Source organism: Pseudoalteromonas tetraodonis (assembly GCF_002310835.1).
GTDB classification, from domain to species: domain Bacteria; phylum Pseudomonadota; class Gammaproteobacteria; order Enterobacterales; family Alteromonadaceae; genus Pseudoalteromonas; species Pseudoalteromonas tetraodonis.
Genome location: NZ_CP011041.1, coordinates 2872440 through 2893680, shown reverse-complemented (window position 1 = coordinate 2893680; position 21241 = coordinate 2872440). Strand labels below are relative to the sequence as shown.

The following is a 21241-nucleotide window of genomic DNA, read 5'->3' as shown; positions in this document are numbered from 1 at the left end:
GAGGGCAATATGAAAAATCAACACCCTAATTTTTGGTCAACACCTACAGGCTGGGCTGCACTGGCACTTATTGCCGCAGTGACCTACTTCTTAGTGCTTGAGCATGGTCAACATATGCTGCAATTTCTTCCCTACTTGATTTTATTGCTATGCCCCTTGATGCACGTATTTATGCATGGCAGTCATGGTAAACATGGTCACGATCATTCACATGCGCCTGATGAAAAAAAGGAAGAGAGCTTTCAAGAACTCACGGATAAAAATGCAGCCTATCGCGATGGCTACATACAAGGGTTAGAAAAGGCACGTAAGGAATCACATAAAAAGGAGAGCAGTGATGAATGAAACATATGATTATGACTTATGGTCAATGGTGATACTGAACTCAGCAATTTTTATCTTTTTTGCCTTTAGTTTTGTCAAACCAAAAACATCAACTGATTGGAGAAGTCTAAGCGCGTTCTCTGCCTTTATTGTTGCCCTATTTACTGAAATGTATGGCTTTCCTTTAACTATCTATTTTCTGTCGGGGTGGCTGACGGAGACCTATCCAGAAGTAAATTTCTTTGCGCATGAAAATGGGCATTTATTACATACTTTCTTTGGATTTCAAGGTGATGCCCATTGGGACCCATTTCATATAGTGAGTATGGTGTTAATTGTTGCAGGTTTCTTTATGTTGTCTTCAGCATGGAATGTATTGCATCACGCGCAAAAACATCATCAATTGGCTACAACTGGATGGTATGCAAGGTGTCGCCACCCACAGTATGTAGCTTTCATTCTAATCATGTTCGGCTTTTTATTGCAGTGGCCGACAATCCCAACACTTGCGATGTTTCCGATCTTAGTCGTTGTTTACGTCAAGCTAGCGAAACGCGAAGAAGCACAAGCGATTGCTGAGTTTGGTTCGGAGTACCACAGGTATATGGAATCGACACCAAGTTGGATCCCAAATTTTAATAAAAGTGTAGAAGGTAAAAATCATGAAAACGTTAACTAAATCAATTTTATTTATTAGTTCACTACTTATAACCACTAGCTCATTTGCCCAAAACAATGAGCATAAGCATGAAGGTGCGAACAAAGCTGATATGCATCAAGGCATGGCAATACCACATGAGAACATGGGAGAAATGCACAAAAAGATGATGGAAATGAAAAAGGAAGTCCATGCCATTAAAACTGAAAAAGATCCTGAAAAGCAACAGCAGATGATGGTTGAACATCACCGTTCAATGATGAAGATGATGCAATCCATGCACAAAAACATGGAAGAAATGCCAATGCATCAACAAATCAAGATGGCTGAACATCATTTAGAAATGATGGGGAACATGATGCCGCAGATGAACCGTAAAATGGAAGAAATGAAAGATAGCAATCAACAGCATTCACACAAACATTAGGAGAAAAATTATGAGCGATTTAAATCATAGAGTTGGCGTTAAAGAGCAAAATTTAGTTGTTCGAAACCTAAAGCTTAGCAATGTCACAGAAGAAAGCTGTGACGAGTTAGTAAAAGAAATAGATCAGCTTTTTGGTATAGATGAAGTTAGTTACAACATCAAAGAAGGTGAAATACACCTTGCCTATGATGCCGCAAACGTAAGCCTTGATGGGATTGAGGAGGTAATCCGTAAGTATGGCGCAGATGTTCATGATGATTGGTGGACACATACTAAAGAAAGTTACTATAAATTTGTTGATCAGAACATCAAAGATAACTCTGTTCATAAGCCTTGGAGTTGTCATCAAGCACCTTCGGGGGCTGGCCGGAAAAACAAATGAATTCATAAAAAAGTGTATAGATAATTAGTTAGTCAAATGAGGTAACAGTGATGAAAACACCCTATATAAAAGCTCTTTTATTGCTTACATTCGGTTTATATTTAGTGGGTTGTTCCAATACCACTTTTTATCATAAATACATGATGAGAGGTCAGGTAGTAGAAAGTTCTGATAATCGAACTCTAATCTGTATTGGTGCTAAGCATGGCGCAGAGGTTGGGCAAAAATACAGTGTTATTAGATTCCATGAAAGAATAGTATTGAGTGAAGGTGAAGATCCCTACACTATCGAAAAGGTAGGAACGGTACAAATTACTAAAATTGTGAATGATCATTTCGCAACTGTAAAGCTAGTGTCTGGTGACATTGCAGCGAAAGATATGGTGGAACTTGAAAACTAATAAAGTGGTGGCGAAAGCCACCACAAGAGCATAACAATAAAACTTAATGAAAAAACTTTAGTGTTATTTTGTACAACCTTTGAGATTGTTTGCTCAGTTCTGGTTATCTTGATGCCAGTACGACAGAAAAAATGTTACATATGAATTAGAAAGGTGTGGGCTGGCATCCTAGGTCTAATCTTAACAGTTAAGGGGCCGCCGAATAGAGCTATACCTTTACATCAGCAGCATAATCAATGCTCCCGCGATCATAAATAAGTTTTCAGATAGCGATACAAATCCAAGTGGCACACTGCTATCGCCGCCTACACAGGCACACTTTAACTGGCGTTTGTCGATGTAAACGGCTTTGAAAACTGAAATTGCTCCAACTGTGCCGATAAACAATGAAAATGGTGCCACTGCGAGAGGCTGTAGTTGGGCAACCATACCAATACCTGCATATGCTTCAATGAAGGGATAAATATAACCATATCTTATCCATCTCATCGCTAGTAAATCATAAGTAATAAACGAATTTGTGAAACTGTATAGGTCTTTCAGTTTTTGCACCGCTAAGAGCGTCATTGAAAAAGCTATAAATAGCATCAGTGTTCTGATGGAGATAAATGAGCCGGAAGCAAAATGTTGAGATGCGACAGCAAGAAGTGCAGCTATCGAGAAAATGGCTACAACGGGCGTGTAGGTTGTGCCAGTTTGACCTGCTTCATCTTTACCAAAATACTCTCTTAAGTCATCGTATCCTCCGACACGCTTTCCTTCAATAAAGGTTTGTGGCGTAGTTTTGACATCATGCTTAGCTTTGAAGTCATCAGCTTGTTGTCTTGACGTGAGCTTATGATCTTCTACATCATACCCTTGCCTCTCCAGCAAATCTTTCGACCTTAAACCATAGGGGCAGATATGTTCGTCAGTGACCATTCTGTACAGGGTAGCTGTCTTAGTCATCTTAGTCTCCTTTGTTCAGTGTGCCTTCAAACTTTGGGAGCGGTCGTTGCTCAGCCTGAGCTTGTGAGCTGACCTTTCCATTTTCAGAAATATCTTTAATCAGCCATTCCATTTCTTTTATTTCTTTTCGTTGGGCTTTAATAATACCATTTGCCAATTCACGCACGCGTACATCCTCCAAAGTTGAATGCTCACTAGTAAGAATAGCAATGGAGTGATGAGGAATCATCGCTTTCATGTAAGCAGTGTCAGAAATTGTGCTTTGAGAGCGAACAAGATAAAGACATATGGCAAACAGTATTGTCGCCAATAGAAAAATAGCCATGTTGAGCTTCTTGTTACTGTACATGCCAAGCATAAAGGCCAGCATGATCATTGCCATACCTGCTCCCATATACAACGCCATATAGATACGCGTTTCACTAAACCATATATGTGATACTGCGTAAGTGTTGAGATACATCATGACAAACATAGCAATGGTTGAGGTGATGATCATTGCAGCAAATCTTGAGTATTTCATAAGTAATCCTTACATTGATAGTGTAAATATTTCCCACTGTTAGCCTATTATTCTCTACATGTGGTCATGTTCTCGAAAAAGTGCAAGTAATGAGCCAGTATCAATAAGAGTATTTGTAATACGATTGACTCAATTTCAGCTTATATCTAAAGTTTAAGTTTTGAACTTATGATAGACACAGGCTAAATTGGCTTTAGTTAACAATCTAATGGGAGAACTCAAAGCACTACAAGCTGAGCTTCAACAAATGGCAAGCTCGTGTACAAGTGAAGCGTGTGAAATAATTAAGTCACTTTATAGTTAGAATTGTCATTCATTTTCTATCCGTAGTGTACGAATTTCTATTTTTTATTACGTTCATGTACGAAATTTATTTAATATACTTTCGTTCATTTAATTGTTAAGGTGTGCGAAAGTTACAGGTTTCGTATATATGAAAGTTGGTTTTGCAAGAGTTTCAACTAAAGAACAAGATTTAAATGTTCAACTGTCCAAGTTGGACGCTCAGGGCTGTGAAAAAATATTCCAAGGCAAACAGTCTGGTGCTTCGATTCGAAATGAAGAAAAGCTTTAGGAACTCATCGACTTTATCAGGGAAGGTGATGAAGTTATTGTTACTCGCCTCGACCGTTTGGGACGGTCGTTAAAATCTATTCTTGAGGCAATTGAAAGCATCCATAAGAAAGGTGCTTGTTTGAATATTATCGACGGCTCTCTCAATACCAAAAATGATAATCCGTTTGCCACTGCCATGATCAACCTATGTGGAGTATTTGTGACTGTGCATAATGATTGAGATTGATCTCATTTTAGACTGAAAGGTTTTAAAGGGATGCCGCCAATCTCTCTTTTTATGAAAGTATGATTTTTTAATCATAATATCTGAGACTCAATCAGTTATATTACGATAATTTGATGCTATTTGCTAACGGCAGCTCCTCCGACATTGCGGACATTAGCATCAATGAATACCTTATGACTTCACTTAGCCAAAAGCGGAAGTTAGCTTTTGAGTTATTAACGAAAATTCAGAGTGTAAAGCAGACGTTGAAGAGTCAATAATAAACTTCAATTTAAACACTCTAGTGCATTAACGGCTGCAACTAATTTTGTCGTTCTAGAATTGGCGGAATTTTGCTGTTCCATATGAGAAGTAAACACACCAGTCACCATTCAATAGTTTGGCAAAACCTTGTGTGACTCATACTTGTGATACCGCTGACATGAATTTGTCAGCATTTCTTCCGTTTTTATCTGTCCACATTTAGGACATGCAATAGTCGATTAATGTTCTATATTCTGCCCGTATGCCTCTAACAGAGTTAACTATCTAGTGACTTAATGATCCCGCATGCTTCAATAGTATTGTTCGAACCACAAGCACTAGCCATCTGTTGTAATTCAGCTTTAAGCGCCCTTAATTCTTTCATGCGTTTATTCACTAGTGCAAGTTGCTGATCAATTAATGCATTAACGCTAGAGCAGCTTTCTTCTGGCTTATTTTTTAATTCGATAAGACGTTTAATATCATTGAGTGATATATCTAGGCTGCGACAATGTTTTACGAACTCCAATTGTTTAAGTGCTTTACTATCATACAGCCTGAAATTACCTTCTGAACGGTTTGGATTTAACAGTAATCCTTCTCTTTCATAATATCTAATTGTTTGTATAGAACAGCCCGATTTTTTAGACAATTCGCCTATTTTCATCAATTTCCCCCAGACATTTGATTCTATAGTTACTATAGAGTCTGTAGTATAAGTATGCAACGAAAAGGATATATAAAAAATGACCGAGAAATATTTAAACAATACGAATATCGTTAATTTTGAACACAAAGATATCCAATCCCTGATCGATCAGCGAGGATGGCAAAGCTTAGACGATTTCAACAAAATTGGAGCAGCATACCAATTTGTGAAAGATGAAATAATGTTTGGCTATAACAAGAGTGATGATATAGCAGCAAGCGATGTACTAGCAGATGGTTATGGGCAATGTAATACTAAGGGTAATCTGTTAATGGCGCTATTGCGTGGACTAGGTATCCAGTGTCGTTTCCATGGTTTTACCATTGATCAGCAATTACAAAAAGGGGCTATACCTAGCTATGTATTTTGGTTAGCACCTAAATACATCATTCATAGTTGGGTAGAAGTTTATTTCGATGGACGCTGGATAAACTTAGAGGGCTTTATATTGGATGAGCAATACTTAAGCTCACTACAGCAGAAATTTAGCCAAGCAAAAGATGACTTTTGTGTCTATGGTGTTGCAACAAAGTGTTTCTCTTCACCAAACACAAATTGGTGCGGCCAAGATACCTATATTCAAAAAGAAGGTATTCATGACGACTTTGGGCTTTATGATTCCCCTGATGAGTTTTATCTTGAAAAGGGTACTAATTTGTCGGGAGTAAAACGTTGGATGTATCAAGGTGTGATTCGCCATTTGATTAATATGAATGTATCAAAAATTAGAAATACAAAAGCACTGGAGGTACAAAATGCACAACCATAGTCACAGTCATCAGCATTCTAAAGATGATCGTATTGGTTGGGCATTTTTTCTGAATGTGACATTTACTATTATCGAATTTATAGGTGGTTGGCTCACTAACAGTACTGCGATAATGGCAGATGCAGTTCACGATCTTGGTGATAGTCTTTCAATAGGTTTTGCGTGGATTTTAAGTCGTTTTTCAGATAAAGAAGCATCAGATAAGTTTAGTTATGGTTATCGTAGACTTACTCTCTTTGGCGCATTGATAAACAGTATTGTTTTAATCATTGGCTCAATTTGGATTTTATTTGAAGCAATTCCAAGGCTGTCCAATCCTGAAATGCCTGTAGTCGAGGGGATGTTAGGGCTAGCGATACTCGGCGTTGCCGTTAACGGATATGCGGTATTAAAATTAAAAGCGGGTGAAACATTAAATGAGAAAGTGCTGACATGGCACCTTCTTGAAGATGTACTTGGATGGGTTGCCGTTCTTATAGTCTCTATCGTACTGTTGTTCGCTGAACTGCCGATATTAGATCCCCTTTTATCAATAGGGTTCACGCTGTTCATCTTGTTTAATGTTTTCAAAAACCTGAAATCAACACTCGTTTTATTTCTTCAAGCTGCACCCGATAAAGAGACTCAAAAGCGTATTAAACTATCACTAATGGAATTTCCTGAAGTTAATGGTATCCACCACATGCACTTTTGGTCACTAGATGGTGAAAGTCACGTTTTAACAGCGCACCTTGAGCTGAGTGACAACTTTGACGTTAAAGAATTAATTAGGCTTAAACAAGAAGTTGCAGCTAAATTATCTTCCTATCATTTATCGCATACAACGATAGAGTTTGAGTTTTTAAATGAAAATTGTCGGGATGAAGCGCAGTAAGCTTTATCAATAAAATGTTGGGCATACAATATAAAAAGCAGCTTAATTAGGCATAACCTATTAATTAAGCTGCTTTTTGGGCTTTAAATTTCGTCAGATTACTGTTTGTTACTCTCAGAGCCATGCGCCCATTGATATAAAACAGGTAATACAAACAAAGTTAAAATGGTAGAAGATACAATACCGCCGATAACGACTGTTGCTAGTGGTCGTTGTACTTCTGCACCAATTCCAGTGTTTAGCGCCATTGGAATAAAACCTAAACTAGCAACCAGTGCCGTCATTAAAATAGGTCTTAAACGAATGATGGCACCTTCAATGATCGCTACGTAAAGGTCGCCTTTTTCATGCCAAAGATCTCGAATAAAAGCCAACATAACCAAGCCATTTAATACGGCGACACCTGACAATGCTATGAAGCCGACACCTGCCGAAATTGATAAGGGCATGTCTCTTAAATAAAGTGAAAATACGCCCCCAGTTAATGCTAAAGGCACGCCACTGAAAATGATTAATGCATCTTTTAATGAACCAAATGCGATAACCAAAATACCTAAGATTACAACTAATGTGATCGGTACAACTAAGCTTAATCTTTTACTCGCTGACTCTAGTTGTTCAAACGTTCCACCATAATCAAGCCAGTATCCTGCTGGGATTTCTCCTTCCTGATTAATTTTAGCTTTCACTTCTTTTACAAAGCCGCCTAAATCTCTGCCACGAACATTGACGGTAACCACAACTCTTCTTTTTCCGTTCTCACGGCTAATTTGAGCAGGTAAAGACTCTGATTTAAGCTCTGCAACTTCTTCAAGTGGCACATAGTTACCACCCTCAAGTGGAAGCGGCAGGTGCTTCAAGCCATTGATATCTGTTCTTGTTTGCTCTGGTAGGCGAACAACTAACTCAAATCGTCTGTCACCTTCATAAATGATCCCCGCAGATTCTCCACCAATTGCAGTAGCAACCCAGTCTTGCAGTTCTGAAACGCTCAAACCGTATCGACCAAGCGCTTCTCGTTTAGGAATTACTGATAAAGATGGAACACCTGTGACCTGTTCCATTCGGGCATCAGCAGCACCGTCCACGGTTTTCACAATATTTAGAATATCTTTTGCGGTAAGTAATAATCGATCTAAGTCATCGCCAAATACTTTGATGCCCACATCAGCTCTAACGCCAGAAATCAATTCATTGAAACGCATTTGAATAGGCTGAGTGAATTCATAGTTGTTGCCCGGAATGTTTTTCAGTACTTCTTCCATTTCTTCAACTAATTCACTCTTTGGCTTTGAAGGTTCGGCCCATTCTTTACGTGGTTTTAAAATAACAAAGATATCAGCAATACTCGGTGGCATTGGATCAGTTGCTACTTCTGGTGTGCCGATGCGCGAGAATACTTTATCAACTTCAGGAAACGCTTTAATACGTTGCTCAAGTACTTCTTGCATTTCTACTGATTGCTCTAGGCCGGTAGAAGGTATTCTTAGCGCTTGGACTGTTATATCCCCTTCATTTAGCTGTGGAACAAATTCACTACCCAGCGTTGTTGCTAACCAAAGGCTATACCCCATTAAGAGCGTCGAAAATGAAACGATAACCCAACGAAATTTCAACGCCATTTTTAGCAATGGTTCATAAATAGACTTGGTTGAACGAATAACAACACTTTCTTTTTCGCTGATTTTACCTTTCATAAAAACAGCTACAGCAGCAGGAACCAGTGTAACTGAAAGGATCATTGCGGAAATTAACGCCATAACGACAGTTGCCGCCATAGGGTGGAACATTTTCCCTTCAACGCCAGTTAGCGTGAAAATGGGGATGTAAACAACAGTGATAATTGCCACACCAAACAAGCTTGGACGTATCACTTCTGAAGTGGCTTCAAAAACGGTATTTAGGCGTTCTCTTAAGTCTTGCCTATGACCGTTGTGTTGGGCCTGTGCTAACCTACGGACAGAGTTTTCAACGATGATGACAGCCCCGTCCACTATCAAGCCAAAGTCCAATGCGCCGAGACTCATTAAATTGGCAGATACTCCTGCTTGCACCATACCTGTGATTGTCATTAACATGGAAATAGGGATAACAGCAGCGGTAATGAGAGCTGCACGTAAATTTCCAAGTAGAATAAATAACACAACAATAACTAAAAGCGCACCTTCAACGAGGTTTTTGGTAACGGTTGCAATCGCTTTATCTACTAACGTTGTTCTGTCGTAAACAGGCTCTGCGGTAATGCCCTTTGGCAGAGATTTTTGTATTTCGCTGAGCTTATGTTCCACTTCTAAAGCAACGGTGCGAGAATTCTCACCAATCAGCATCATGGTTGTACCAAGCACTGTCTCAATGCCATTACGAGTAGCAGCCCCTGTTCTAAGTTCTTTGCCTATAGCAACATTGGCAACATCACTTATTTTTACAGGAATACCATCGTTCTTTTTGATGATGACATTGAGGATCTCATCTATTGTCGCTAGTTGCCCAATGGAGCGTACTAAAACTTGCTGTCCGTTTTGCTCGATATAACCCGCGCCACGGTTATCATTATTTTTACGTAATGCATCAGATATTTCTTCAAAGCTCACACGATAAAAAAGTAATTTTTCAGGTTTCGGTGTTATGTGATATTGCTTGTTGTAGCCGCCGATACTGTTGACCTCAATGACGCCTTTAACTTGAGCCAATTGCGGTTTAATGATCCAGTCTTGTATTTCTCTTAAGGCAATAGCGGTATAAGGCTCTCCATTAGGCATTTTAGCATCAGGAGAAGCTTGTACGGTATACATAAATATTTCGCCAAGCCCTGTCGAAATAGGACCCATTTCTGGCTCTAAGCCAGAGGGAATAACGCCTTTTATCGCAGCTAATCTTGCATTGATTAAGTTGCGAGCAAAATAAATATCGGTTCCCTCTTCAAAGATAACGGTTACTTGAGATAATCCATATCTTGACAGGGAGCGGGTGTGAGACAGCTTTGGCAATCCGGCTAAGGCTGTTTCTACAGGAAAGGTCACCCTTTGTTCCGCTTCCAAAGGTGAATAACCAGGGGCAGAAGTGTTTATTTGTACCTGCACGTTTGTTATATCTGGAACAGCATCAATGGGAAGTTTTTGATAACTCCACATACCAACGCCGATGATTACCATCAGCAAGCTTAATACTAAGTAGCGCCTATTTATTGCAAGACGCAAAATTGATTCAATCATATTGCGTCTCCTAATCGTCGTCTTCTACTTCAGATTTCAATATATCTGCTTTTATCAGATAACTGTTTTTGTTTACATATTCAGTGTCTTTACTGAGGCCACCAATAACCTCGATATAGTTCTTATCTGAACGTCCTAATACAAGCGGTGCAAATTCGTACTCTTCATCTTCTTTAACAAATACACCTAATTGTCCCCCCAGTTCTTGGATAGCAACTTTCTCAACGGCTAAATCCACCTTGAATTGATTTATTTTGACGTTGCCTTTTAATAATTGACCTGACGTTAGCTTTAACTCAGTGTTGTTTAAACGTACACGTGCTAAAACATAAGACTGATCTTTAGCTGGAATTATATTGGTGATGGTTGAGTTGAATGCCTGTTCACCATGCTCAATATCAACAGGTTGACCGACTTTAATTTGATTATATTGGCTGGTAAACACCTTAAATTCAGCCCACAAGGTGTCAAAATTGACGATTTCAAACAAGCTAGTGTTTTGCGTGATACCGCCAATATTTCCATTTCGCTGTAAAACAGTCCCAGAAACAGGCGATGTTATTTTATAAGTATTTAAGCTCTCATTAGATTCAATAACGGCTAATAGATCGCCTTTTTTTACCGTATCACCAACAGTGGAGTTTATTGTCTTTATAACGCCGTTATATCTAGCGCCAACTTGAAATAATTGTTCAGCGCCTATCGTCGTAGAGCCGTATACAGGGATAGTTTGGTTCAACGTTTTTGAAGCTAAATAGGCTGTTTCAACACCAACCTTTTTTGCCATGTTATTGTCGATTTTGCTTATGCCTTCTTCGCCTTCATGTTCATCTTCACTAGCGAAAACACTTTGAATGGGTGACAAATACCCAATAAAAATCAATAGTGCGAGTAAATAGTTTTTCATTTTTAATTCCTAAACGATTCAGTTAATAACTGAATCAATAAATTGTTATTAAGCTTAAAGTGATGCTTTTTTTAGAGTGACAGCGCTTCGTTTGTTAGTTTTTCTATCTCTGCGCCATAAATTAGGGCAGCAGATGCCGCATCAATGAGGGTTCGCCGAGCATTTAACAGCTCTTGTCTAGCCGATACATAATCAAGATATCCATATCGACCTTTTTGATAGGCGTCTTGAGTATCTTCCAGTGCATCTTCAAGCATTGGGATAACCGACTGCTTTAATGAATTAGCTGTTAATATGGCTTGTTTTCTATTGGAGTATGCTCGTAGTAAGTGATTTCTAAACCTCAACTTAGTCGCCTCTTTCTCTATGGCAACTTGGTCACGCTCTGCTAGCGCACTAGCGATTGCACCAGAATTTCGCTTTTCAGCAAACAAAGGTAAGCTAAAGCCAGCGACCAGTGCCGTATCATTGGCTTCTTGAGAGCGCCTAACACCAACAGACCATTTGATATTGGCCGTTGACTCTGTTTTAGCTAACTGTATTTCAGCCTCTTTTAGTCGCTGTTCACTTGCATAGATTTGAATAGCAGGGTTCTTCTCTAACTTCGCAAAAAGGCTGTTAAAGTCACTATCATTGCCAAACTGAAAAAGATCCCCTTGTACTTCAGAGAAGGTTACAGAGTTTTCCCCCCAGTAGGCTGCTAATGAGAGCTTCAAATATTCCAAGCGCTTTTGTTCAGATTGAAGGGTGAGGTTAGCCTGAGCAATAACTGCTTTTGAGCGTTTCACTTCAGCCTCAGGAGTAGCACCTGCGCGGTTACGCTGAGATACAATCTCTAACGTTTCTTGTGCTAAGCTCAAAGCATTTTCTGCCAATATAACTCTTTGTTGGGCTGCAAGTACTTCCACGTACTTCTCAGTGACTTGAGCCATTAAATTAAGCGCAGAGACTTCTTTCTCAGCATTGAGTTGTGCTCTTGATTTTGAAACAAGTCCAATCCGCGCTGAGCGTTTATCTCCCATTTCGATAACCGAAGATAGAGCGACTGTTAATTCAGCACTGTCGAATGCATTAAATTCACCTGAGCCTGCAAAGTTCTCAGCTTCAACTTCTAGTTCATAAGCAGGATTTAAACTTGCTGTTTGTTCTTGTCCTGTTAATGCGGTTTGTTTGAAATCAAATATTTTGAGTTCAGGATTTTGTTTAAGCGTCCACTGAATTGCCTCTTGAAGATTTAACTGCTTTTCAAAGGCATAAACATTAAATGTAAAAAGTGACAACGCGAGAAACGCGATATATTTAAGCCGAGGTGTTACACACCTCAAAATTGCTATCTTGCGATGCACACAGGTATTAAGTGCCATGTATACTTTCCTATAAATTTATATGTTTTTTTCGGTCATTAACATTTGACCTTTCATAATTTTCTATAAAATTTAGGCGTATTTAGGTGGGCGGAATGGCACCGAGATATAGCCTTTTAGCTCAGGAGAAACTAAGGCGTAGGTAAGGAAATATTCTATTGCTTGGAAAATGTTACAGGAAGAATCAGCATTTAAAAATAAGTGACAACAGCAACAAAAATTACAATTATCAATTGAAGAGTTGCTATTATTCACCTCAAGCATATTGGAGTCTTCTGGAGCTTTTAGCGGGGTAATAGACTTAGTTAGTGATGAACTAAAAGAACTTTCACTTAAGTTTATTTCAAGCTCTTCTAGCGAAAAAAACACAGACTGCACCGCGATTAAAATCATTATCACGTATGATATATTTGATTTGATATACGATGAGTGCATTATTTTCATTTCTCTGCTTAATACTTTAGCTGTAAGATGCGGCGAGCACCGTTTAAAACGACAAGAGCAATTATCAAACCAATCACTAAATCTGGATAACGACTGCTTGTTGCTGTAACTAATAAGCCAGCTAAAATTACACCAACGTTTGCGATAACGTCATTTGCGGAAAAAATCCAACTCGCTTTCATATGAGCGCCGTCTTCTTTGTTGCCAAATATCAAAAACAGACAAGCAACGTTAGCGATTAGTGCTATTCCACCAAATATCATCATTAAAGAAGAGATCGGTTCACTACCGTAAACAAAGCGTCTTACGACTTCGCTCAAAGCACCTAGCGCTAGAATAACTTGAAGCACACCAGATATATGTGCTGCTCTAAGTTTCATGCTAATACTTTTACCTACGGCATAAATAGCTAAACCATACACAGCAGCATCAGCAAACATATCTAATGAGTCTGCAATTAGGCCAGCAGACTGTGCAATAATCCCAGCAATTACTTCTATAAAAAACATGACTCCATTAATGGCTAACAACCATTTTAGGGTTGATGCTTCTTTCATCTCATTTTTTTGGGCTAAGTCTTTTGCTTTTGCAGCTTCTGTACTGCAACTTTGTTTAGTTGACTCTAACTCTGCACCGAGTTTAAGTTGTTGTAACTTTTTTGTTATCTCATCTAAATTTTCATCATGAAAAACTTTGACTAAGCGATTAGGAATATCAAACTGCAATCCAACTGAAGGCTGAATTGAGTCAAGTGCTAATCTGATCAATCTCTCTTCTGAAGGACAGTCCATTTGAGGCACTTTATATGTACTGACAAACGCGCCACTATAGTTATCTAATTGTGTATCAATTTTTACGTCTTCGTTGGTAGGAGATGATTGACACTGACCACTACATTTTTCTGACATATTTAACATTCCGAAACAATATTAAAATAAGTATAAAATCTATAGTGGCTATAGAGTCAAATAAAAAGTTATTTAATTTGAAAAGATTGGGAAGTAACTCAAATAGCTATTCCAAGAAAATAATTGTTGGGGGGTAGTGACAGCAAACACTGCTAACATTATTTGGACTGCCCGTTTTATACCGATGTTTATCAAAGATAAAAAATAGAAGAGCTATCTAGATAGAATAAATTAACCGATGATCCTAATTCCACATTAAAGTCGCGTTGGTGTGTTACTAATTGTACAGAGGATCTAAAACAAGATTTAAATTTAAAAGTAAGAGCAACGACTATATTGTTGGAACACTTGTCATGAGATACGCTAAGCCTAATGTCCGGTTTCGTATCAAAGTGAATTTTAGCTGAAGTAATTTTGTACCATCGTTTACGACTGCTTCAGGCTCAAATCTGACGAAGATTTCCTAGTACTCACCCAATCTGGCTTGATGAGAAATAATCTCAAACATTATGCGTAGCCACATATTCGCTCAACTTGAGCGGGATCTTATAAAAGCCAGAACCACAGAAGGTCGTGAAGAGGCTAAAGCTAAAGGCAAACACATGGGCAGATTGCCTGCTTTATCAGACAAACAAGCGAAAGAATTATATAAAGATAAATTAAATGGTGAATCGATCTCTGCATTAGCGAAGAAATATTCTGTTAGCCGCCCCACGGTTCACCGAATTATTGAAAGAATGGAACAAAAGAAATAATAAATAAAAGGAGACGTTATGTGGTCTGATAAAGAATCAAAAATTGATTTCTTAAATTTTAATGAAACGGCTGAGTCAATAAAAGATCTTATAACAGAAAAGGAGTTAATGCCTATTAGTATAGGCGTTTTTGGTGATTGGGGCGCTGGAAAATCGACGATTCTTGAACTTACTAAGGCTTCTCTGGAAAGTGATGAACAAGAATATATCCAAGTACATTTCGATGCATGGACTTTCCAAGGGTATGATGACGCTAAAGCGGCGTTACTAGAAACAATTGCATCTACTTTAGTTAAAAAAGCAGCAGACGATAAAAATCTCAGTGCAAAAGCAAAAGAGTTTGCTGGACGAATAGATAAGATCAGACTGATGGGATTGCTAATGGATGGTGGTGCAGCATTAGCTGGTATACCAACTATGGGTGGTATACAGAAGATCATGGGACTATTCAGTGGTGGTGACGATGGTGAACTGGATGTTGATGATGTAAAAGGTGCTGTCGATGGCGCTAAGGATGTCGCGAAGAAAAACAAAGGTTTGATCAAAGATAATAAATCATTTTCACCACCTAAAGAAATTAAAGAATTCCGAAAAGCATATTCTGATCTGTTAAAGGAGTTTGATAAGCCACTTATTGTCTATGTCGATAATTTAGATCGCTGCTCTCCATTTAATGCTATTTCGACCCTTGAGGCGATCAGGTTATTTCTATTTTTACCCAATACTGCATTTGTTATTGCCGCCGATGAGGACATGATCCGCTTGGCAGTGCCTGAGTATCACAAAGGTGCATCTCAACGACATCAAACTGATTATTTAGACAAGCTTATTCAAATTCCTGTGCATGTACCAAGACCCGGCGTTCTGGAGATAAGGGCATATTTAATGATGCTTACTGCTCAAGATCACGGCGTTACCGATGCGCAATTAGAAACGATAAGATGTGCCCTTGAAGAGTCATTAAGGCTGTCGTGGAAACAACCACAAATTACCGTTGACGAGCTACTTCAAGATCACGAGATTGAAAAGCATTCCGAACTCAGAAGTAAATTTGTGGTTGCTGAACAGTTAGCTCCACTATTAGCTGAATCCACAAACATTAACGGCAACCCTCGCATAGTTAAGCGATTACTCAATCAGGTTAAGATGAGAAAGAAAACCGCTCATCGCAGAGGAATGCAGCTTGATGAAAAAACTATCACTAAGCTGGTAATTTTTGAGAGGTGCTTAGGCACTCAGGCTACCAACAAGCTTTATGAATTAATTGATAAGGAAAACGGATATCCAAAAGTATTAGCGGATCTTGAAAATTCAGAAGTCGAATTTGACGAAATTAATTTACCTGAAGAGTGGAAACTCGACCTAGCTTTTATTGATAAATGGTCGAAATTACCTCCCATTGTAGTGGTACAGTGATTTTGGTCACCCATTAAGAAAGAAATGTTATGCTAATAAGCATACAAATTTGGGTGAAAAAATGACGAAATTAAAACGCGCAACATACTCTGCGGCAATCAAATTAGAAACGGCTCAGCTTGTGGTGGACCAAGGTTATACACAAGAAGATGCAGTCAAGGCTATGGGGGTGGGTAAATCAACCGTCAGTAAATGGGTTACCCAATTAAAGCAAGAGCGTAATGGTCAGTCACCATCTGCTTCGCCAATGACGCCCGAACAAATTGAAATCCGCGAACTTAAAAAGCAAATCCAACGCATTGAATTAGAAAAGGATATATTAAAAAAGGCTACCGCTCTCTTGATGTCCGACTCCCTGAACAATTCTCGTTAATTGAGAAACTAAACCAACGAGAGCGTTACCCAATTAGCGTGCTGTGTAACGTATTCAATGTGCATCGGAGCAGCTATAAATATTGGGCTATACGGGATACAACGCCGACGCCAGAGCAAGTAAGGCTAGAGGCTGAAGTTAAAGCAATACATGCAATGAGCGGCGGCTCAGCTGGGGCGCGGACAATCGCGGCAATAGCAACGAACAATGATTTTGAATTGAGTCGTTATCGTGCTGCTAAGCTAATGGTTAAATTAAAGCTTGAAAGCTGCCAAGTACCTCAACATTCATATAAACGTGGTGGTAATGAACACCTTGAAATTCCAAACCTGCTTTATAGACAATTTGATGTTGTTGAGCCAGATACCGTGTGGTGCGGTGATGTGACGTATATTTGGGTAGGTAATCGCTGGGCTTATTTAGCCGTTGTTATTGATTTATTTGCACGTAAAGTAGTTGGCTGGGCCATGTCGTTGTCGCCAGATACTAATTTAACGCTAAAAGCACTTGAACTCGCGTATGAAAGCAGAGGAAAACCGACAGGACTGATGTTTCATTCAGATCAGGGTAGTCATTATACAAGTTTAAAATATCGTCAACGTTTATGGCGCTATAAAATTACACAAAGTATGAGCAGGCGCGGAAATTGTTGGGATAATGCACCAATGGAGCGATTTTTTAGAAGCTTTAAAACGGAGTGGATGCCAAAGGTTGGATACGAAAACTTTAAAGATGCTAAATATAGTGTGAGTGATTATATCAACGGATATTACAACAACGTTAGACCACATCATTATAATGCAAGTTTAGCACCAAATGAATCTGAGGTTAGATACCAAGATTCTAAAACTGTGGCCAAAATTAGTTGACCACTACACATGTTCACTGAAATGGATTTGACACCAGCGGCATATCTGAGCAGAGAAAGCATTCCAATGGGGGCTGTTAATTCGGTAATGTCTGGAGCCGCTCAAAAACTCGTAGAAGAATTAATGAAGCAAAAGGTAAGGGTCAGTGGCGTTAACTCTACTGCGATTACCACAACTCCGAAGGAAGAATACATGTCAGTCATGGATGGTTTGATTGAAAACTTTAAGTTGATTGGTGATTGGACCGAAAGACCAACAGGCATTTATGGGGCTGTGTTACTTGCCAAGCAGGATGATAAATGTAGCTTAAGTCTTCTTACATTTTTAAAAAGCTTGCCCCGCCAAAGATGGCTTAATCCAATTTTAAAAGAACTAGAGGGAACTAAGTAATATGGGTACGTCCGCATCGTCAACAGGACCAAATAATAAGAGTCCACTTATTCCATCTTGGGCAGAGCAAGGAGATCCTGTCACAATAGAACCTGCATCAGGTACTGATGGGGATGAGCAAGCTGGCTCTGATAATAATCAAGCTGATGATCAGAATGACAATAGCAATGATATTGACAATGACAAGGTTCAACAAGAAATCGGTGGTTCACCTACAGCAACACCGCCTCCAAATAGGTTTGCCAGTGCCAGAAGAGCATTTGGTAAATATGCGCAAACAGGTGGCTCAACCTCAGATCTAAGGCGTTCATTAAAAAGTTACTCTAGAAAAGGCTCTGGCGGAGGTAAAAGCACAAGCAGGAGACTATCAAGCGGCATAACTGCTGGTTCTGGATTGCTTGGTGTCATGCGTGGCGACACCGTAACGGTTAATAATCAAAGCTTATCATTAGGTGATCTAACTGGGCTATCGACTGATCAAGCAATCGACAAAATTGCTAGCCATTTAGCGCCTGATAATGCCGATTCGGATGCTGTAAGAGTTGCGTTGGATTACGCACTAGAAGAAGCACTCCCCGATACAGAAGAATTTGACCCAAACAGTTTTACTGACGAAGTTATCCAAGAAGCCATAGGCTGTTATTTAACAGACCTTATTTTTCAGGATGTGGTTGAAGGCATGGGCAGAGCTTGGTTTCATGTTGAGCCAGCAAGCAAGCATCATCAAATGGAAGTTGAATTAAGGGAACTAATAAAAGTGATTACACAAGAGCAGTTAGACAAAGTAACTAATGGCAACCCCAGTACTATTAGCAAAGAAAATATTACTAAAATTCAAGCCGATGCTATTGCTATGACGGTTGATGAATGGGAGAGCTTTAATGACTAATTTTTACTTTAACCATGACCCTGCTAACTTGCCTGACTTTTCTGATGATTGTCATCCTGTCCAAATGTTTCATACGCATCAAAATGACATCACTAAGCACAGCTTGGTGTCAAAACAACTACTACAAACAGTTCGTGATTTAGGATTGAATGTAGATGCTGATTCAATAGATCTGATAACAATTGCTACCGCCGTTACCGCTGCTGATACATTTGAATTAAGGGATAATGCAGAAAATGCATGGGCTAGAAAAATGCATTTGCATGTTCCTGTAACTGATGAGGATATGTGGAATTTTGTAGAACCTGAACTGAGTTCTTTGCTCAACTTTCTTACAGGCGATCAATGGCTGTTTACTTTTGAAAAAACAACTATGCCGATGCCGACTCCTAAAACAAGTGAGCAAGCGAAAGCAAAAGCAAAATCATTAATTGGACTCAACTCTGTTTGCCTTTTTTCTGGTGGTCTTGATAGCGCAGTTGGTGCAATTGATATTTTGAACGGAGAATCAGATTTAAAGCCTCTCTTGGTTAGTCACGCTTATCGTGGTGATGGCGCTAAGCAAGAAGACATTAAGCAATTATTATCCCCGCCATTCGGCGAATTGTCCTATTCAATGTCTCCCCATATTATTAAGCACTTAGAAGGTAAAACTGACATTAGTATGAGGGGAAGAAGCTTTAACTTCCTAGCTATGGCGGTACTTGGTATATCAGCCTTAAGAAATGCTAATTGCGATAGCAGTATTGAAACTATTGTCGTCCCAGAGAATGGCTATATTTCTATAAATCCGCCGCTTACCAGAAGACGGATTGGTAGCCATAGCACTAGAACTACTCATCCTAATTTTCTAAGCAGGCTTGAATCTTTGCTTAGAGACACTGGGTTTCATGTCAAATTTGTAAACCCCTATCAATTCAAAACTAAAGGTGAAATGTTAGCGGAATGTGTTGATCAAGACGCAATTAGAAAAGCAGTTCCCCTAAGTGTTTCATGCAGTCATTGGCACAGAGAACATAAACAGTGTGGGCATTGTGTACCTTGCCTTATTCGAAGAGCGTCAGTTTTTCATGCTGGTTTTACACAAGATGCGCCATACAAGACAAAGCGGTTGAGAGATCTTATCAAAGAAAAAGATACTCGCGATGATCTCCAAGCGGTTCAAACTGCCATTATTAGATTGAAACAATCCGATAACTATCGTTCTTGGCTTCGAAGTTCAGGGCCAATACCACAAGAAAAAGATATACGAGAAAAATTAGAATCAACTATTAAGCGAGGATTGGCAGAGGTTGAATTATTTCTCCAAGCGGATAAATCGTCATGATGGATCTTCATTGCCACGTTGATTTATATCCAGATCATCAAGAGGTATTGAACGACATAAAAAGCAGTAATTATTACGTGCTATCAGTAACTACGGTGCCTTCAGCTTTTGAAGGTACTGTCCAGTTAACAAGTGGCATAAAACACTGTAAGACGGCCTTGGGGCTTCACCCTCAACTTGCTCATCTAAGAAAAAATGAATTAGCACTATTCGATAAGCTAGTTGATAGAACTAGATATATTGGAGAAATTGGACTGGATGGCTCAAAAGGTTACGCTGATTACTTTGATGATCAATTAGAGGTTTTCACGCATATTCTAAAAAAATGTGAAGGCTTTGATGACAAAATACTAACTATCCATAGTCTTAACGCGACTGGTGAAGTTCTTGAACAACTTAAGTTACATCCCAATGCTGGTACTTCTATTCTTCATTGGTTTTTAGGTACTAAGAAGCAAGTTCTAGAAGCCGTCGAGCTAGGCTGTTTCTTCTCTATTGGGCCAGCCATGCTAACTTCAGCCAGAGCTAAAAAAGTAATATCGTGGATACCTCAAGATAGAGTTCTACTCGAAACTGATGGACCTTTCGCCAAAGTGGCGGGGAATATTCTGTTTCCTTCAAGTGTTGGCACTGTTACTGAATATCTGGCTGAAATTTGGTGTAAAAATAAGGCTTTGATAATAGAAAAATTGTCAGTAAATCTTAGGTGTTTAACATCAGTCAAGTAACTAATTATACGTCACGTAATCTTATAACAATTTTATTCAGGTTTAATCGGTTTGTTTGAAGTATTTGTATTAGCTATAGCACTCAGTATGGACGCGTTTGCAGTATCCATAGGCTTAGGTTCTAAAAAAGTAGTAAATGCTGAAAAGCTCTTTATTAAAGCCGCTGCTTATTTTGGTTTTTTCCAAGGCTTTATGCCTCTTTTAGGCTATTACAGCGGTAAAGGTTTATCATCTTGGATTGAAGATTATGCACCTTGGATAGCTTTTATTTTGCTAGTATTTATCGGTGGCAAAATGATTTATGAGTCCCAATCTGAAGGAATTGAAGAAGATATTGCTAATGTTACTCATCGTGTGCTATTTGTTCTTGCTATTGCCACCAGTATTGATGCAATGGCGGCAGGTTATGCAATCACATTGCTTGAGGTAGATATAGCCGTAGCTTGCTTGATAATAGGCGTCACGACGTTTGCCTTTAGCTGGATTGGTGTGAATATCGGCGAAAGAAGTGGCGTATGGCTGGAATCTAAAGCTGAACTATTTGGTGGTTTAGTGTTAATCGCAATCGCATTTAAGATATTACTTGGTTGACACAGAAC

23 protein-coding genes and 1 pseudogene are annotated in these 21241 nt (G+C 39.1%); 16 read left to right on the top strand and 8 right to left on the bottom strand.

Going from position 1 to position 21241, the window contains the following annotated elements; translation table 11 throughout:
• The first annotated feature begins 9 nt into the window (after positions 1 to 9).
• From PTET_RS13525 to PTET_RS13505, 5 genes are read left to right on the top strand one after another with little or no spacing between them, the layout of a single operon-like run.
• Positions 10 to 345, top strand: coding sequence for a DUF2933 domain-containing protein (locus PTET_RS13525; protein ID WP_008467859.1), 336 nt, complete (start codon positions 10 to 12; stop codon positions 343 to 345).
• The gene (locus tag PTET_RS13520; protein WP_010558024.1) at positions 338 to 1003 is read left to right on the top strand and encodes a methyltransferase family protein; all 666 of its coding nucleotides are present in this window, start codon (positions 338 to 340) and stop codon (positions 1001 to 1003) included. Before PTET_RS13525 ends, PTET_RS13520 begins: the two co-directional genes overlap by 8 nt.
• Complete coding sequence (locus tag PTET_RS13515) at positions 987 to 1409, top strand: hypothetical protein (RefSeq protein ID WP_008467863.1); 423 nt, start codon at positions 987 to 989, stop codon at positions 1407 to 1409. The genes PTET_RS13520 and PTET_RS13515 overlap by 17 nt, the downstream gene beginning before the upstream one ends.
• A gap of 10 nt (positions 1410 to 1419) precedes the next feature.
• Entirely contained in the window at positions 1420 to 1791 is a 372-nt protein-coding gene (locus PTET_RS13510) for a hypothetical protein (protein ID WP_008467865.1), read from the top strand.
• A 50-nt stretch (positions 1792 to 1841) separates the two neighbouring features.
• Complete coding sequence (locus tag PTET_RS13505; protein WP_004589646.1) at positions 1842 to 2192, top strand: hypothetical protein; 351 nt, start codon at positions 1842 to 1844, stop codon at positions 2190 to 2192.
• Between the two features lie 216 nt (positions 2193 to 2408).
• Here the strand turns inward: PTET_RS13505 and PTET_RS13500 are convergent, their stop codons facing one another.
• Both PTET_RS13500 and PTET_RS13495 read right to left on the bottom strand, forming a co-directional pair.
• Positions 2409 to 3140 carry a MauE/DoxX family redox-associated membrane protein gene (locus PTET_RS13500; protein ID WP_008109669.1) on the bottom strand — a complete coding sequence of 244 codons (732 nt, stop codon included), beginning with the start codon at positions 3138 to 3140 and terminating at the stop codon, positions 2409 to 2411.
• Position 3141: 1 nt separating this feature from the next.
• Complete coding sequence (locus tag PTET_RS13495) at positions 3142 to 3663, bottom strand: DUF305 domain-containing protein (RefSeq protein ID WP_008109672.1); 522 nt, start codon at positions 3661 to 3663, stop codon at positions 3142 to 3144.
• Between the two features lie 433 nt (positions 3664 to 4096).
• Here PTET_RS13495 and PTET_RS19225 point away from each other — a divergent pair.
• Positions 4097 to 4459, top strand: a pseudogene (locus tag PTET_RS19225) (recombinase family protein).
• A gap of 526 nt (positions 4460 to 4985) precedes the next feature.
• Here PTET_RS19225 and cadR read toward each other — a convergent pair.
• A complete protein-coding gene (cadR, locus tag PTET_RS13485) occupies positions 4986 to 5375 on the bottom strand; it encodes a Cd(II)/Pb(II)-responsive transcriptional regulator (RefSeq protein WP_008109677.1) in 390 nt (129 codons plus the stop codon).
• Between the two features lie 79 nt (positions 5376 to 5454).
• On the opposite strand from cadR, the gene PTET_RS13480 reads away from it, so the two are divergent.
• Both PTET_RS13480 and PTET_RS13475 read left to right on the top strand, forming a co-directional pair.
• The gene (locus tag PTET_RS13480; RefSeq protein ID WP_008464145.1) at positions 5455 to 6186 is read left to right on the top strand and encodes a transglutaminase-like domain-containing protein; all 732 of its coding nucleotides are present in this window, start codon (positions 5455 to 5457) and stop codon (positions 6184 to 6186) included.
• The gene (locus PTET_RS13475) at positions 6173 to 7060 is read left to right on the top strand and encodes a cation diffusion facilitator family transporter (RefSeq protein ID WP_008464143.1); all 888 of its coding nucleotides are present in this window, start codon (positions 6173 to 6175) and stop codon (positions 7058 to 7060) included. The genes PTET_RS13480 and PTET_RS13475 overlap by 14 nt, the downstream gene beginning before the upstream one ends.
• 98 nt (positions 7061 to 7158) lie before the next feature.
• Here PTET_RS13475 and PTET_RS13470 read toward each other — a convergent pair whose 3' ends face one another.
• The 5 genes from PTET_RS13470 to PTET_RS13450 all read right to left on the bottom strand — a co-directional run bounded on the left by PTET_RS13470 (position 7159) and on the right by PTET_RS13450 (position 13895).
• Entirely contained in the window at positions 7159 to 10272 is a 3114-nt protein-coding gene (locus tag PTET_RS13470; protein ID WP_058155247.1) for an efflux RND transporter permease subunit, read from the bottom strand.
• 10 nt (positions 10273 to 10282) lie between these two features.
• The gene (locus tag PTET_RS13465; protein ID WP_058155246.1) at positions 10283 to 11179 is read right to left on the bottom strand and encodes an efflux RND transporter periplasmic adaptor subunit; all 897 of its coding nucleotides are present in this window, start codon (positions 11177 to 11179) and stop codon (positions 10283 to 10285) included.
• A gap of 71 nt (positions 11180 to 11250) precedes the next feature.
• A complete protein-coding gene (locus PTET_RS13460; protein WP_096038769.1) occupies positions 11251 to 12543 on the bottom strand; it encodes a TolC family protein in 1293 nt (430 codons plus the stop codon).
• Positions 12544 to 12615: 72 nt separating this feature from the next.
• On the bottom strand, positions 12616 to 12987 hold the full coding sequence (locus PTET_RS13455; RefSeq protein WP_016899211.1) for a hypothetical protein: 372 nt from the start codon (positions 12985 to 12987) through the stop codon (positions 12616 to 12618).
• Between the two features lie 8 nt (positions 12988 to 12995).
• Positions 12996 to 13895, bottom strand: coding sequence for a cation transporter (locus PTET_RS13450; protein WP_013465880.1), 900 nt, complete (start codon positions 13893 to 13895; stop codon positions 12996 to 12998).
• A 509-nt stretch (positions 13896 to 14404) separates the two neighbouring features.
• Here PTET_RS13450 and PTET_RS19220 point away from each other — a divergent pair.
• The 8 genes from PTET_RS19220 (at position 14405) to PTET_RS13410 (ending at position 21233) form a co-directional block, all read left to right on the top strand.
• Positions 14405 to 14650 carry a helix-turn-helix domain-containing protein gene (locus PTET_RS19220; protein ID WP_016899212.1) on the top strand — a complete coding sequence of 82 codons (246 nt, stop codon included), beginning with the start codon at positions 14405 to 14407 and terminating at the stop codon, positions 14648 to 14650.
• An 18-nt stretch (positions 14651 to 14668) separates the two neighbouring features.
• Positions 14669 to 16066 carry a KAP family P-loop NTPase fold protein gene (locus PTET_RS13440; protein ID WP_244186364.1) on the top strand — a complete coding sequence of 466 codons (1398 nt, stop codon included), beginning with the start codon at positions 14669 to 14671 and terminating at the stop codon, positions 16064 to 16066.
• Between the two features lie 61 nt (positions 16067 to 16127).
• A protein-coding gene (locus tag PTET_RS13435; RefSeq protein ID WP_096038911.1) for an IS3 family transposase occupies positions 16128 to 17308 on the top strand; the annotation gives its coding sequence in 2 pieces (ribosomal slippage) (positions 16128 to 16386 and positions 16386 to 17308; 1182 coding nt in all).
• Between the two features lie 9 nt (positions 17309 to 17317).
• Positions 17318 to 17698 carry a hypothetical protein gene (locus PTET_RS13430; RefSeq protein WP_244186363.1) on the top strand — a complete coding sequence of 127 codons (381 nt, stop codon included), beginning with the start codon at positions 17318 to 17320 and terminating at the stop codon, positions 17696 to 17698.
• A 1-nt stretch (position 17699) separates the two neighbouring features.
• Entirely contained in the window at positions 17700 to 18587 is an 888-nt protein-coding gene (locus PTET_RS13425; RefSeq protein ID WP_008109702.1) for a hypothetical protein, read from the top strand.
• Positions 18580 to 19914, top strand: coding sequence for a Qat anti-phage system QueC-like protein QatC (qatC, locus tag PTET_RS13420; protein WP_008109704.1), 1335 nt, complete (start codon positions 18580 to 18582; stop codon positions 19912 to 19914). Before PTET_RS13425 ends, qatC begins: the two co-directional genes overlap by 8 nt.
• A complete protein-coding gene (gene qatD / locus PTET_RS13415; protein ID WP_008109706.1) occupies positions 19911 to 20642 on the top strand; it encodes a Qat anti-phage system TatD family nuclease QatD in 732 nt (243 codons plus the stop codon). Before qatC ends, qatD begins: the two co-directional genes overlap by 4 nt.
• Positions 20643 to 20693: 51 nt before the next feature.
• Positions 20694 to 21233, top strand: coding sequence for a manganese efflux pump MntP (locus tag PTET_RS13410; protein ID WP_008109708.1), 540 nt, complete (start codon positions 20694 to 20696; stop codon positions 21231 to 21233).
• Positions 21234 to 21241 lie beyond the last annotated feature (8 nt).

Coding starts and splice junctions, on each gene's coding strand:
- PTET_RS13525 (WP_008467859.1), top strand. CDS start 10: ATGAAAAATCAACACCCTAATTTTTGGTCAACACCTACAGGCTGGGCT.
- PTET_RS13520 (WP_010558024.1), top strand. CDS start 338: ATGAATGAAACATATGATTATGACTTATGGTCAATGGTGATACTGAAC.
- PTET_RS13515 (WP_008467863.1), top strand. CDS start 987: ATGAAAACGTTAACTAAATCAATTTTATTTATTAGTTCACTACTTATA.
- PTET_RS13510 (WP_008467865.1), top strand. CDS start 1,420: ATGAGCGATTTAAATCATAGAGTTGGCGTTAAAGAGCAAAATTTAGTT.
- PTET_RS13505 (WP_004589646.1), top strand. CDS start 1,842: ATGAAAACACCCTATATAAAAGCTCTTTTATTGCTTACATTCGGTTTA.
- PTET_RS13500 (WP_008109669.1), bottom strand. CDS start 3,140: ATGACTAAGACAGCTACCCTGTACAGAATGGTCACTGACGAACATATC.
- PTET_RS13495 (WP_008109672.1), bottom strand. CDS start 3,663: ATGAAATACTCAAGATTTGCTGCAATGATCATCACCTCAACCATTGCT.
- cadR (WP_008109677.1), bottom strand. CDS start 5,375: ATGAAAATAGGCGAATTGTCTAAAAAATCGGGCTGTTCTATACAAACA.
- PTET_RS13480 (WP_008464145.1), top strand. CDS start 5,455: ATGACCGAGAAATATTTAAACAATACGAATATCGTTAATTTTGAACAC.
- PTET_RS13475 (WP_008464143.1), top strand. CDS start 6,173: ATGCACAACCATAGTCACAGTCATCAGCATTCTAAAGATGATCGTATT.
- PTET_RS13470 (WP_058155247.1), bottom strand. CDS start 10,272: ATGATTGAATCAATTTTGCGTCTTGCAATAAATAGGCGCTACTTAGTA.
- PTET_RS13465 (WP_058155246.1), bottom strand. CDS start 11,179: ATGAAAAACTATTTACTCGCACTATTGATTTTTATTGGGTATTTGTCA.
- PTET_RS13460 (WP_096038769.1), bottom strand. CDS start 12,543: ATGGCACTTAATACCTGTGTGCATCGCAAGATAGCAATTTTGAGGTGT.
- PTET_RS13455 (WP_016899211.1), bottom strand. CDS start 12,987: ATGAAAATAATGCACTCATCGTATATCAAATCAAATATATCATACGTG.
- PTET_RS13450 (WP_013465880.1), bottom strand. CDS start 13,895: ATGTCAGAAAAATGTAGTGGTCAGTGTCAATCATCTCCTACCAACGAA.
- PTET_RS19220 (WP_016899212.1), top strand. CDS start 14,405: ATGCGTAGCCACATATTCGCTCAACTTGAGCGGGATCTTATAAAAGCC.
- PTET_RS13440 (WP_244186364.1), top strand. CDS start 14,669: ATGTGGTCTGATAAAGAATCAAAAATTGATTTCTTAAATTTTAATGAA.
- PTET_RS13430 (WP_244186363.1), top strand. CDS start 17,318: ATGTTCACTGAAATGGATTTGACACCAGCGGCATATCTGAGCAGAGAA.
- PTET_RS13425 (WP_008109702.1), top strand. CDS start 17,700: ATGGGTACGTCCGCATCGTCAACAGGACCAAATAATAAGAGTCCACTT.
- qatC (WP_008109704.1), top strand. CDS start 18,580: ATGACTAATTTTTACTTTAACCATGACCCTGCTAACTTGCCTGACTTT.
- qatD (WP_008109706.1), top strand. CDS start 19,911: ATGATGGATCTTCATTGCCACGTTGATTTATATCCAGATCATCAAGAG.